This is a genomic window from Kordiimonas lipolytica (assembly GCF_042651265.1).
GTDB lineage: Bacteria > Pseudomonadota > Alphaproteobacteria > Sphingomonadales > Kordiimonadaceae > Kordiimonas > Kordiimonas lipolytica.
Window position 1 is genome coordinate 64,674 of record NZ_JBHSCR010000004.1, and the last position, 12,107, is coordinate 76,780.

The following is a 12,107-nucleotide window of genomic DNA, read 5'->3' on the forward strand; positions in this document are numbered from 1 at the left end:
GGATGGCGGCCTGCCAACACAGCAGGAAGCCTTCACCCACGTGTGAAGTCGCGCGTCGTATAGGCCTTTAATCGGGGTAGATCAAGCTTTTTTTGCCAATCCGGCAGCTTCAACGGAAAGTTCTTTCGGCGTGGCCGCCGTAACACCAAAACCAGTGGCCGGGTCTATGGTCAATTTCACGCCTTCCTTGGTCATGTCGACCACAGGGAGCGTACGCACGACCCTCGCACGCCGCGCATGTCGAAGAGCTTCGTTAACCGTGGCTGCTCGCGCCAGTTTCATGAGGTTGAGCCTGGTGGGGAACATGAGAGGTATTCGGTCTTCCTCCCAGTCAGAGAGCATTTTTCGGGGACTGACCCAGCGGAAGGAAATCGCTTCATTGCCGTCATGAATGGCTTCTTCACCATTATGGGGCGCAAGATAGAAATAGGTATCAAACCGCCGAGGCATCGGCTCAGGCGTCACCCAGTGCGCAAAGGGCACGAGACTTGCGATATCCAGTTTCACCCCGGCATTTCGGACCATGGTCGCAAATGGCGCTGCTGCTGTCAGAGTGCGCCGTGGTGCCTTATCGCTTAGGAAAATACCCGCTTCCTCATAAAGCTCTCTGAGTGCGGCTACCCGAAAGGCAAAATCACGCATCGCGCCACGGCCGGTCGTCATGCCCTGCCAGCGCCAGTTCTGCATGTCTGATCGGTCCACCTTACCGCCTGGAAAGACAAAGGCTCCCGGCGCAAATCTCATGGTCTTGGCCCGCTCGATCATCAGAACCTCAAGGCCACCTTGCCCATCCCGGATCACCATGATGGAAGACGCCGGCTTGGGCATTGCGATTTTGCGGTGATGATCCAACTTACACCTCCTCAACAGAAAGAACGCCCATTTCGGCGGCAACTGCCTGTTTTAGCTCAGGCGTTACCTTGAAGCGGCCAGGCAGCTTGAACTCGGCGTAGCGACTGTTCTCAGCCACGGGCACACGTATGGTCACGCGGCCCTTGCCTCCGACTTTACGATCTAGGGCGGCTTTGATGCCGGTAAAGGATTTTTCCGAATCCACTTCGACAAACAGGCCCTTGGATGATTGGGATGCTACATGCTCCAGGCTTTCAATGCCCCGGCACGACAGGCCAATACTGTCGTCATCATCCCGTTTGCGGATTTGGACAGAGACTACAACAGGTGCCCCCTCCTCCACTCGCGCCCGAATGGCATCTAGGTCATCTTCAAATGCCATAATTTCAAATGCATCGGACCGGTCAGACAGCGTCAGCCGGCCAAACTTGCTGCCACGTTTGGTGTTGCCCTCGCGGTAGCCAGCAATGGCGCCGGCCATACGAACGGTCTGCCCGATCAGGCCAGGATCATTATAGACTTCCTTCGCGGGAATGATGCGTTCGCGCTGAAGGATCGTGTCGTATGAGTCCAGTGGATGAGCCGAAATATAGAAGCCCACGGCATTTTTCTCGTTTTCAAGCGCTTCTGTGTCGGTCCAGCTCCGAACTTGAGGTAGCGTTGGCCGATCCACCGTTTTGGCCATTTCTCCACCGAAGAGGCTGACCTGGTCGCTTTCGCGCTCCTTGGCCTCCATCTGTGCCACCCGCATGATCATCTCAGCGGCGGCATAGGCCTTCGCCCGGTCCGGCTCCAGGCAGTCGAATGCACCAGCGGCCGCCAGACGCTCAATCTGCCGTTTGTTGAGGTATTTCGGGTCTACGCGTTCGGCGAAATCGAAAATATCCTTGAACGGGCCGTTCTTCTCCCGCTCATCGATGATGGATTCCATGGCCTTTTCGCCAACCCCTTTGATCGCCCCCAGTGCATAGCGAACCCCCAGATTGTGACGCGGATCATCATCTTCCTCACAATATGGGTCTTCAACGCCCTCAACCACAAACGGCACGAAAGACTTGTTGATGTCAGGCAGCAGCAGCGGCACTTCCATACGCTGCAATTCCTGTTTGAACGCAGCCAGCTTGTCTGTATTTCCAAGATCAAGCGTCATGATAGCTGCCATGAACTCAACCGGGAAATTTGCCTTCAGATAGGCCGTGTGATAGGCCACAAGCGCATAGGCTGCCGCATGAGACTTGTTAAACCCGTATGATGCGAACTTTGTAACAAGATCAAAGATATAGCTGGCTTTTTCCGCATCAATACCGCGTTCGACAGCACCGTCGCAGAAACGGCCGCGCTGCTTGTCCATCTCTTCCTTGATCTTTTTACCCATGGCCCGGCGCAGGATGTCTGCTTCGCCAAGGCTGTAGCCAGACATCACCTGCGCGATCTGCATCACCTGTTCCTGGTAGATGATCACGCCGTAGGTTTCTCCCAGAATTTCTTCAAGGATTGGATGGGGGTATTCCACTTCCATGCGACCGTGTTTGCGGTCGATATAGGTTGGGATATTTTCCATGGGCCCCGGACGGTACAGGGCCACAATTGCGATGATATCCTCGAATTTATCCGGCCTCAGCCCCTTGAGGACCGACCGCATCCCAGTACTCTCGAGCTGGAACACGCCAGCCGTGTCGCCTTTTGCCAGCAATTCATAGGCGGGACCGTCATCGAGCGGCACTGCCGGCAAATCAACTTCAATGCCGCGGTCGCGGATATAATGAACAGCGCGGTCAAGTACGGTAAGGGTCTTGAGGCCCAGGAAGTCAAACTTCACAAGGCCTGCCAGCTCCACCCACTTCATGTTGAACTGGGTTACCGGCATGTCTGATTTCGGGTCGCGGTACAGCGGCACAAGCTGGTCAAGTGGCCTGTCGCCAATCACCACCCCCGCTGCGTGGGTAGACGAATGCGCATAGAAGCCCTCCAGCTTCAAGGCACGGTCCATCACACTGCGCGTCAGCTCATCATTGTTGATTTCCGCCTGTAGCCGGGGTTCGCTATCAATCGCCTCCTGCAGGGTCATGGCGTTACCCGGATCGTTCGGGATCATCTTCGACAGACGATCTGTCTGGCCATGCGGCTGCTGCATCACCCGGCCACAGGCCTTCACAACAGCCCGCGCCTGCAGCTTACCGAAGGTGATAATCTGGGCTACGTGATCATAGCCATATTTGTCCTGCACATACCTGATCACCTTCTCCCGCTTGTCCTGGCAGAAGTCGACGTCAAAGTCAGGCATGGACACGCGTTCCGGGTTCAGAAAACGCTCGAACAGTAGCGAGAAGCGGAGCGGGTCCAGATCTGTAATCTTCAACACCCACGCGACCACTGATCCGGCGCCAGAGCCACGGCCCGGCCCAACCGGAATATCGTGGTCCTTTGCCCATTGGATAAAGTCGGCAACGATCAGGAAGTAGCCTGGGAAGCCCATCTGGTTGATGATGCCCAGCTCATAGTCAAGCCGCTCCCAATATTCATTCTCCCACTCTTGGTCCTTGCCTGGTGTCAGTCCTTCTTCCTTGGCCTTAAAATCCAGTCGCTCTCGCAGGCCTTTCTCGGACTCTTCCCGAAGCATGTCCGCTTCGGAGACGTCCATGCCGCGGGTAAAGTTGGGCAAAAGAGGCGCAATCTTATCCACTTTGTAAGAGCAGCGATGCGCGATATTCATCGTATTTTCAATCGCTTCAGGAAGGTCTTTAAAGAGATTTATCATCTCTTCTGATTCCTTGAAGCGATATTCAGGGTTCAGCCTGCGCCGGTCCTGCACGGCCACATAAGTGCTTTCCGCCATGCATAGAAGCGCGTCATGCGGCTCGTACATATCCGGCCCCACAAAGAAGGGCTGGTTGGTTGCAACGATAGGGATATTGTGATCGTACGCGAGATCGAGGAAATCTTCCTCTGTCTGCTCTTCGGCTGGCATGCCGTGCCGCTGTATCTCCATATAGAGCCGGTCACCAAAAAGGGTCTTGAGGGACCGCACACACAGATCCGCCTCTTCCTTCTTACCTTCAAGGAGAAGCGCCCCAACCGGCCCAGATACGCCGCCAGTAAGGCATATTATATCGTCTGTAAGGCCTTTGAAGTCCTCAAACGGGAACTGCACACCGAGCTGTGGGTCGCTTTCAAGGTGTGCCTTGGAGACGATCTTCATCAGGTTCTGATAGCCCTTTTCCGACTGCGCCAGAAGTACCAGCTGATCCGGCTTGGCCGTTTTCTTGCCTTTGGCCTGATGATCTTTGTAAGGGTTTTTGACATGCAGTGTTACGCCGACGATGGGCTGGACGCCTGCGTCAGTCGCGTATGAGGAAAACTCAAGCGCCGCGAACATATTGTCCGTGTCTGTCATGGCCACGGCGGGCATCTTGTGCCCAACGCACTGTTTCACCAGATCTTTGACGTGAATCGCTCCTTCCGAGAGCGAATAGGCCGTGTGAACGCGCAAATGCACAAAGCCAGCGTGGCTCATAAATCCCTACTCCAGCCCACTTCGGTGGGCGCTTGTCCAAAAATATTCCCAGGCAAGGTTAGCCTGTGTCTGATGCTAAGGCTAGCGCTGATGGCCAGCCTCCTCAAGATTCGTGAAGCACCCCTGCTGACAGATGAAGCTGCCGGTCCATTTGGGCCGCCAGCGACGCATCGTGCGTCGCAATCACTGCCGCCAATCCGCGATCCCGCACCATAGACACGAGAAGCTTGAACACGCGCGCTGCCGTTTCCTCATCCAAGTTGCCAGTGGGCTCATCCGCCAGAAGCAGCGACGGATTGGTCACGATGGCACGCGCTATTGCCACGCGCTGTTGCTCGCCACCCGACAGTTCAGACGGCGTGTGGTTCAAGCGCTCTGCAAGGCCGATTTCTTCCAGAACAGCTTTTGCCTGGGCCGTGGCATCCACGCTCGAAACCCCGGAAATGCGAAGCGCGAGTTCCACATTTTCAAGCGCCGTGAAATCCGGCAGCAAATGATGAAACTGATAGACAAAACCCAGTCGGTTGCGACGAATGTCGCTGCGTGCCTCATCCTTAAGGTCATGCACTTCCGCGCCTGCAATAGCAATTGTGCCTGAAGTTGGCCGGTCCAGGAGCCCCGCAACCTGCAGCAAGGTACTCTTACCAGACCCCGAAGCACCTATAAGGGCCACCAGTTCGCCTTGCTTTACTTCGAGATCAATGCCCTTAAGCACATGCAAGGCCTTGTGGCCCTGATGAAAGCTTTTGCAGATCCCCTGAAGCTTCAGTGCTGGTGCCTTACTCATAGCGAAGCACCTCCACGGGATCGAGCTTTGCGGCCCGGCGCGCCGGGAAATAGGCCGCCACCAGTGTCAATCCTGTCGCTATCACCACTGTTAGTCCAGCCTCCAAATAATCCACGACCGGATCCAGTGACGAGATATAGCGCGCCGCCGGGTCGAACACCTGGATATTGAAAATCCACTCAACGAATGCAAGCAGGCTGTCAAAGCCGCCAATAACCGCCACCGAAAGCAATATTCCAAGACCAATACCTGTCATACCGACCATCAGGCCTACAGTTATGAAAATACGGTTGATGGACTTTGCTGTAGCGCCCATCGTACGCAGGATCGCGATATCCGCTGCCTTGTCCTTCACAAGCATGAAAAGGCTGGAGGATATATTGAACACGGCCACAATGATGATAAAGGTCATTACCACGAACATTGTAACCCGTTCGGTCTGCAAGGCTCCAACCAAGCTCTGGTTCAAGGACCGCCAGGTCCGAACATAGCCACGAGAACCCACTTTTTCGGTCAGGACAGGCAATAATGCATCCACATCATCGGGCGATGTCAGCATCAATTCAATGTTGCTGACCGTGTCTCCCAACCGGAAGAAGCGCTGGGCTTCCTCAAGTGGCATGCCGATAAAGCTCTCGTCGAATTGATAAACGCCGATCTCGACAACCGCCGCCACTGGATAGGAGAGATGCCTCAGCGTTGACCCGAATGGCGTGGCCACCGAGCTGGGGCTGACGATCGTGACACTGTCTCCAGCCGTAACCCGCAGCCGGTTTGCCAGCTGCTTTCCAAGTACCAGACCGCCAATTTCAGGGGCATTTTCGATGCTGCCAGTAACGGTGTGTGCAATGTTCAGTTTTTCGGCGCTGAAATACTCATCCGGTAATCCGCGGACAATCGCGCCCCAGGCTTCACCTTCCTTGGTGACCATAACCTGGGACTCACTGAAAGGCATAATCTTAACGATGCCATCAACACCTTCAATATCCCGGATAACATCCTGATAATTCTGAAGTTTCCCGCCGTATCCTTGAATAAGAACATGACCGTGATAACCGAGGATTTTGTCCATGAGTTCAGCGCGAAAGCCGTTCATCACTGACATGACAACCAGTAGCAGCATCACCCCAAGAGCAATCGCTGTGACAGACAAAAGCGCCGTGACAGAGATGACCAGATCGCGCTTGCCACCCAAGATATAGCGGCGCGCTACCGACCATTCAAATCCTCGTGCTATCACCCGTCTCCCCCTTTTTTTCGGCTTTATTATGCCGTCAGCTTGGCGACGGCCTCTTCTGGCGTCAATTCCACGCGCTCACCGCTCTTGCGGTTCTTCAACTCCACCACACCATTCTTGAGGCCGCGCGGCCCAACTGCCAGTTGGTATGGTAGACCAACCAGGTCCATGTTCGCGAACTTGGCGCCCGCACCGCCATCTGTATCGTCATACAGAACATCAATACCCGCGGCTGTCAGGTCCTTGTAAAGCCTGTCACACGCCGCCGTGCAGTCGTCATCCTTGGTGCGCAGGTTCATCAAGCCTACTTTGAACGGGGCAACGGCCTCCGGCCATATGATGCCATTTTCGTCATGACACGCTTCAATGATGGCACCAACAAGGCGGGATACGCCAACACCGTATGACCCCATCTGCACAGGCACGGTTTCGCCATCCGGTCCCTGGACCGTTGCGTTCATCGGCTTGGAATATTTCTCGCCGAAGAAGAAGATGTGCCCTACTTCGATGCCGCGACCTGTCACCAGGCCACTGGCATCCACAGGGCAGTTTTCAGCATCGTGAATTTCGTCAGTAGCCGCATAGTGGCTGGTCCATTCGTCAACAATCGGCTGCAAGTCTGCGCCGTCAGTTACTTCGACCATCGGATCGAGCTTATCAAACGCCTTGTCGAAGAAGACTTCGCTTTCGCCAGTTTCTGCAAGCACAATAAACTCGTGGCTCAGGTCACCGCCAATCGGGCCGGTATCAGCACGCATGGGGATCGCCTTCAGGCCCAAACGTGCGAATGTGCGCAGGTAGGCCACGAACATAGCGTTATAGGACTTCTGGCCATCTTCCGGCGTCAGGTCAAAGCTGTAAGCATCCTTCATCAGGAATTCACGACCGCGCATCACGCCAAAGCGTGGACGGCGCTCGTCGCGGAATTTCCATTGGATGTGGTAGAGATTCTTCGGCAGATCGCGATAGGATTTGATTTCACGGCGGAAAATATCCGTGATCATTTCCTCGTTGGTCGGGCCATACAGCATCTTGCGACCATGGCGGTCTTCGATGCGCAGCATCTCGTCGCCGTAGTCGTCATAACGCCCACTTTCCACCCACAGGTCTGCCGCCTGGATAGTCGGCATCAGCACTTCCTGCGCGCCTGCCGCATCCTGTTCTTCACGAACGATCTGCTCAATCTTTTTGAGAACCTTAAGCCCCAGCGGCAGCCAGCTATAGATACCCGCAGCGCCTTGACGGATCATACCAGCACGCAGCATCAGTCGGTGCGACGCAATCTGCGCATCAGCAGGGGTTTCTTTAAGAGTGGGCAAAAAATAACGGCTTAAACGCATGGTGGCTTTTATCTCTTGTTTGAAACGAGGTTAATGGCGCTGCGGCAGCACCGAAAGTCTTTGTTTCTTTTGCCGTTCAGCCTGCGGAATAGCAATGGTTTCTTTCATTTTTTTGCGCCAGCAAGCGCCTTGAGGAAGTAATTTCTCACCACCTAAGGCAGTGTCTCGCCCCAATTGTTGCAGCCATGCAACATAGAGCAGAAAGAAACACAATATCTAGTAGCCACACACGCGTTCAATTGATGACAATCATCAAATGTTTCCATAGCTTCTCTCAGACGCAGAGCTGAACGGTTCACGCATTATGTGGTCCATGCTCAGGGAGGACTTTGCGCATATATATTAGAAACGGGCTCTAAAAAAATCGCTCGTTCATATATTAAAGAAAAGCAAGGCTTAGCGGCCTTGCTTTTTTATTGGCTGATTGATGGAGCGACGTCAGCGCACTTGATCTCGGAATGAAATCCATCCAGATGTGGCGACAAAATAGTAGCCTACTGTCAGAGCGGCTGCGATCAGAGATGTAACAATGATCTTCTTCTTGAGGTTGGGGTTGGCAGGTGCGCCCGGTTCAGTCCCTTCCGTAACGCCTTCTTCCGTCTCGTGCTGAGAGCGGACGCCCCATGGCAGCACTGCGAAAAACACCAGCCACCAGGCAACTACATATACCAGAATGATCGTTGGGATACCCATGCCTCAAACCTCCTCAAGTTCCACAAGTGTGCCGCAGAAGTCCTTGGGATGCAGAAACAGGACAGGTTTGCCGTGCGCACCTGTTTTGGGTTCGCCGTCCCCAAGAATTCTAGCACCTTCAGCAACCAGCTTGTCACGAGCAGCAATGATATCTTCGACTTCATAGCAAACATGGTGCATGCCACCGGCAGCGTTCTTTTCGAGAAACTTGGCAATCGGCGAGTCGCTTCCCAGCGGATGCAACAGCTCGATCTTCGTATTCGGCAGTTCCACAAACACGGTGGTCACACCGTGATCCGGCAGGTCTACAGCCTCCGATACCGTCGCCCCCAAAGTATTGCGATAAGTGCCCGCTGCTGCTGCAAGGTCCGGCACCACAATGGCCACATGGTTCAAACGACCAATCATGCTTCTCTCCCTAACTGAACTCTAACTCGTCCTGGCGGTTGATCAGAACTGCAACGCCGGGATTCTTACCAATTTCACGTCGGCAAAACCGCCGGATACCGATCCGCACCACCTCTTCCACGAACATATCGCTCTGGCGGTCTGCCCGCTTCATGCGCTCAATCGCGGTTTCAACGGCATCTACCATGCCGTCATAGAAACTTTCGTCATCCGCCCGCGGCAGACCAAGAGGCGCCATTAGCGGTTCGGCCGCTAACCCACCATCATCGGCGAACACAAGGCTGACGGATACAAATCCATTATGGGATGCGCGCCTGCGGTCTGCGATTGCGGCATCCTCGAAAGACACCACTTCAGTGCCATCCAGTACAAGGCGGCCAAAAGGCGCTTCGTCAACCAGCTTGACACCCTTTCTGCTTATCTCGATGACATCACCGTTCTTGGGCACAATCGTGTGCTTGACGCCCAGTTCGCGCGCCAGCTTGGCGTGACGCAGCAAATGCCGTGCCTCACCGTGGACTGGAATCGCAGTATGAGGCTTCGTCCATTCATACATCTTGGCAAGCTCAGCCCGCCCCGGGTGCCCGGACACGTGAACAAAGGCATCCTTTTCGGTAATCACATTGACGCCCTTGGTGGCCAACTGATTAAAAAGCTGGCCAAGAACCAACTCGTTGCCCGGAATGATCTTTGAGGAAAAGATTACATTGTCATCAGGACTAAGCTGCAAGTGCTTGTGATCATCGCGCGCGATGCGAGCAATAGCGGCGCGCGGTTCGCCCTGACATCCCGTGCATGCAATCAACACTTCGTCCTTGGGCAGATAATCTGCATCTTCTTCGTCCACGAGGGGTGGGAAGTCCTGAAGGTAACCAGTGGCCTTAGCGGCCTTGACCACACGCTCCATGGAGCGGCCCAGTAGCACCAAGCGTCGGCCGGTGGCTTTGGCCACTTCGCCGATGGTCTCCAGCCGCGCTACATTGGATGCAAATGTCGTGACAACAACCCTGTTCTTAAGCCCGGCCACAATTTGCTTGAGGCTTTCACGAACGGCTGCCTCAGATCCTGACTCGGTAGGATTGAAAACATTCGTGCTGTCTCCCACAAGGGCCAGTACCCCCTCTTCGCCCATAGCGGATAGCACGGGGCTTGGGCAGGCAGGGCCAATCAGCGGTCTGTCATCAAGCTTCCAATCGCCAGTATGAAATATCGTACCCACGGATGTTTTGATCGACAGGCCATGCCCTTCTGCGATGGAGTGCGCCAGTGGCACATACTGAACCTCGAATGGGTCAAGATTGATGGGGTCAAGGCCATCGACCACATAAAGCGGCACCTGGTCAAGAAGGCCAGCTTCGGCAAGCTTGCCTTTCACAAGTTCAGCGGTAAACGGTGTTGCATAAACGGGGCACTGGAACCTTTCCCATAGGTAAGGCACGGCGCCAATATGATCTTCATGCCCATGCGTCAGCACCAAGCCCACAAGATCATCCTGTTCGTCTTCGATAAACTCAGGGTCAGGGAACACAAGGTCAACGCCGGGCAGGAAATTGTCGGCGAAGCTCATGCCGCAATCCACCATCAACCATTTGCCTTTATGGCCATAAAGGTTCAGGTTCATGCCGATTTCGCCAGAGCCGCCTAGAGGCAGGAACAGCAGCCGTTCGTCGCTTTTGCGCATATATCCCATATCAGCCTGCGTCCGGTCTGTTGCGTTCGAAAATCAGGCGTAAGCCCTGCAGCGTCATCTCGCCTGCCACCTCATCAATAGCGTTGGTCCGGTTTGCAAACACAGGCGCAAGGCCGCCTGTGGCCAATACTTTCATATTGCCGCCATGTTCGGCCTTCAGGCGCGCGACCAATCCTTCAATCATGCTGACATAGCCCCAGAACACGCCGGATTGCATCGCCTCCTGCGTGGTCTTGCCGGTCACAGCCTTGCCTTCCTTGGGCGCTTCAACGGCGATACGCGGCAGTTTTGCTGCGGCCAGGTGAAGAGCACGAAGGCTTAGGTTGATGCCCGGGCAGATCACACCCCCCAGATAAGCGCCATCAGCCCCCACAATATCGAAGGTCGTTGCCGTTCCAAAATCCACCACAATCAAGGGGCCGCCGTAAAGCGCATGGCCAGCTACGGCATTCACCAAGCGGTCAGCCCCCACTTCGCGCGGATTAGTGACCTGGATATCGACGCCCAGGTCAACATTCTCATCCCCAACAACCAGCGGCTCGCAGCCAAAATATTTCTTGCAAAGCTGGGTCAACGGCCAAACAACCTGCGGCACGACGCTGGCAATAATCGCACCAGAAACGGTTTCCGGAGACCTGCCCGAAAGCGCCATCAGATTGGAAATCCAAACCATATATTCGTCAACGGTACGCTGATCTCCTGTCGATATCCGCCACTGTTCGACAATGTCGTGGCCGTCTATCAGCGCGAAAACCGTATTGGTGTTGCCTGCGTCAATGGTTAAAAGCATAAGGAAATTCCTCTATTCCACCCGCTCGACCGGAAAAACATCCCCTGCATATAGGCGTTTTTCACTGCCGTCGTCCAGTCTGGCAATCAATGCACCGTCATCAGATAGCCCGATCAGTGTCGCGGTGAAGGTCTCATCATGAGTCCTGAGCTCCCGCTTTTGCCCCAAACCCCAGGAATGCTCAGTCCATTCGCGCGCAACGGCTGCGAAATCGTTCACCTTCCAGGCATCGATGCGGGCACATAACTTTTCCGCGAGGAGTGAAATTGCTTCCTTCACCGCAACCTCGCGGCCCGTGGCATCCAGAAGCGATGTTGCCCCAAAGGCAGCGTCATCCGGGAAATGCACCAGATTCATCCCGATGCCGATAATGACATAGTCCAGAGCGCCGCCATGCTTGGCACTGCTTTCTATCAGCACGCCACTGGCTTTGCGCTCACCGATCAGGATGTCGTTTGGCCACTTGCACTGAACGAGGTCCGCCGGCGCGCCCAGACCGACAAATGTATCGCGAACCGCTAGCGCAACGATAAACGGCAGTGCCGCCATATCCTGGGGCTGAATGCTTGGCCGAAACAAAAGGGACGCATAGAGGTTCCCACTTTTTGAAGTCCAGGAACGCCCGCGTCGGCCGCGGCCGGCGGTTTGTTCTCCGGCTATTACCCACAGCGGGCCCTGCTCGCCGGCAGATGCAAGCTCAGCAGCACGCGCATTTGTGCTGTCGCACGCTTCATAGAAGAAGGCCCCGACGCCATTCGGCATCGAGGCCCCCCAATCTTGATAGTCGCTAAGTGCC

The 12,107-nt window shown here is 55.0% G+C and carries 11 protein-coding genes; all 11 read right to left on the reverse strand.

All coding sequences use genetic code 11. The annotated features are described in order from the left end of the window. Positions 1 to 81: 81 nt before the first annotated feature. The 11 genes from ACFO5Q_RS07420 to ACFO5Q_RS07470 all read right to left on the reverse strand — a co-directional run bounded on the left by ACFO5Q_RS07420 (position 82) and on the right by ACFO5Q_RS07470 (position 12,073). A complete protein-coding gene (locus tag ACFO5Q_RS07420) occupies positions 82 to 852 on the reverse strand; it encodes an NUDIX hydrolase (RefSeq protein WP_068149340.1) in 771 nt (256 codons plus the stop codon). Position 853: 1 nt separating this feature from the next. Next, entirely contained in the window at positions 854 to 4,366 is a 3,513-nt protein-coding gene (gene dnaE / locus ACFO5Q_RS07425; RefSeq protein WP_068149343.1) for a DNA polymerase III subunit alpha, read from the reverse strand. A gap of 103 nt (positions 4,367 to 4,469) precedes the next feature. Then, positions 4,470 to 5,153, reverse strand: coding sequence for an ABC transporter ATP-binding protein (locus ACFO5Q_RS07430; RefSeq protein ID WP_068149346.1), 684 nt, complete (start codon positions 5,151 to 5,153; stop codon positions 4,470 to 4,472). Continuing rightward, positions 5,146 to 6,393 carry a lipoprotein-releasing ABC transporter permease subunit gene (locus ACFO5Q_RS07435; protein WP_068149360.1) on the reverse strand — a complete coding sequence of 416 codons (1,248 nt, stop codon included), beginning with the start codon at positions 6,391 to 6,393 and terminating at the stop codon, positions 5,146 to 5,148. The genes ACFO5Q_RS07430 and ACFO5Q_RS07435 overlap by 8 nt, the downstream gene beginning before the upstream one ends. Before the next feature lie 26 nt (positions 6,394 to 6,419). Beyond that, positions 6,420 to 7,730, reverse strand: a complete 1,311-nt coding sequence (gene proS, locus ACFO5Q_RS07440) for a proline--tRNA ligase (RefSeq protein ID WP_068149362.1) — start codon at positions 7,728 to 7,730, stop codon at positions 6,420 to 6,422. A 30-nt stretch (positions 7,731 to 7,760) separates the two neighbouring features. Beyond that, complete coding sequence (locus ACFO5Q_RS07445; RefSeq protein ID WP_197421172.1) at positions 7,761 to 7,943, reverse strand: hypothetical protein; 183 nt, start codon at positions 7,941 to 7,943, stop codon at positions 7,761 to 7,763. Between the two features lie 225 nt (positions 7,944 to 8,168). Further along, positions 8,169 to 8,423, reverse strand: a complete 255-nt coding sequence (locus ACFO5Q_RS07450) for a DUF1467 family protein (protein WP_082719948.1) — start codon at positions 8,421 to 8,423, stop codon at positions 8,169 to 8,171. A gap of 3 nt (positions 8,424 to 8,426) precedes the next feature. Beyond that, on the reverse strand, positions 8,427 to 8,831 hold the full coding sequence (gene mce / locus ACFO5Q_RS07455) for a methylmalonyl-CoA epimerase (RefSeq protein WP_068149370.1): 405 nt from the start codon (positions 8,829 to 8,831) through the stop codon (positions 8,427 to 8,429). Positions 8,832 to 8,841: 10 nt separating this feature from the next. Further along, positions 8,842 to 10,512 (reverse strand): ribonuclease J, encoded by a 1,671-nt coding sequence (locus tag ACFO5Q_RS07460; protein ID WP_068149545.1) that lies wholly within the window; start codon positions 10,510 to 10,512, stop codon positions 8,842 to 8,844. A 10-nt stretch (positions 10,513 to 10,522) separates the two neighbouring features. After that, on the reverse strand, positions 10,523 to 11,311 hold the full coding sequence (locus ACFO5Q_RS07465) for a type III pantothenate kinase (protein ID WP_068149374.1): 789 nt from the start codon (positions 11,309 to 11,311) through the stop codon (positions 10,523 to 10,525). A 12-nt stretch (positions 11,312 to 11,323) separates the two neighbouring features. After that, a complete protein-coding gene (locus ACFO5Q_RS07470; protein ID WP_068149377.1) occupies positions 11,324 to 12,073 on the reverse strand; it encodes a biotin--[acetyl-CoA-carboxylase] ligase in 750 nt (249 codons plus the stop codon). Between the last annotated feature and the right edge of the window lie 34 nt (positions 12,074 to 12,107).

What these genes read in the sequence shown, in the direction of transcription:
- dnaE (WP_068149343.1), bottom strand. Translation starts at nt 4,366, where the DNA reads ATGAGCCACGCTGGCTTTGTGCATTTGCGCGTTCACACGGCCTATTCG.
- ACFO5Q_RS07430 (WP_068149346.1), bottom strand. Translation starts at nt 5,153, where the DNA reads ATGAGTAAGGCACCAGCACTGAAGCTTCAGGGGATCTGCAAAAGCTTT.
- proS (WP_068149362.1), bottom strand. Translation starts at nt 7,730, where the DNA reads ATGCGTTTAAGCCGTTATTTTTTGCCCACTCTTAAAGAAACCCCTGCT.
- ACFO5Q_RS07450 (WP_082719948.1), bottom strand. Translation starts at nt 8,423, where the DNA reads ATGGGTATCCCAACGATCATTCTGGTATATGTAGTTGCCTGGTGGCTG.
- mce (WP_068149370.1), bottom strand. Translation starts at nt 8,831, where the DNA reads ATGATTGGTCGTTTGAACCATGTGGCCATTGTGGTGCCGGACCTTGCA.
- ACFO5Q_RS07460 (WP_068149545.1), bottom strand. Translation starts at nt 10,512, where the DNA reads ATGCGCAAAAGCGACGAACGGCTGCTGTTCCTGCCTCTAGGCGGCTCT.
- ACFO5Q_RS07465 (WP_068149374.1), bottom strand. Translation starts at nt 11,311, where the DNA reads ATGCTTTTAACCATTGACGCAGGCAACACCAATACGGTTTTCGCGCTG.
- ACFO5Q_RS07470 (WP_068149377.1), bottom strand. Translation starts at nt 12,073, where the DNA reads ATGCCGAATGGCGTCGGGGCCTTCTTCTATGAAGCGTGCGACAGCACA.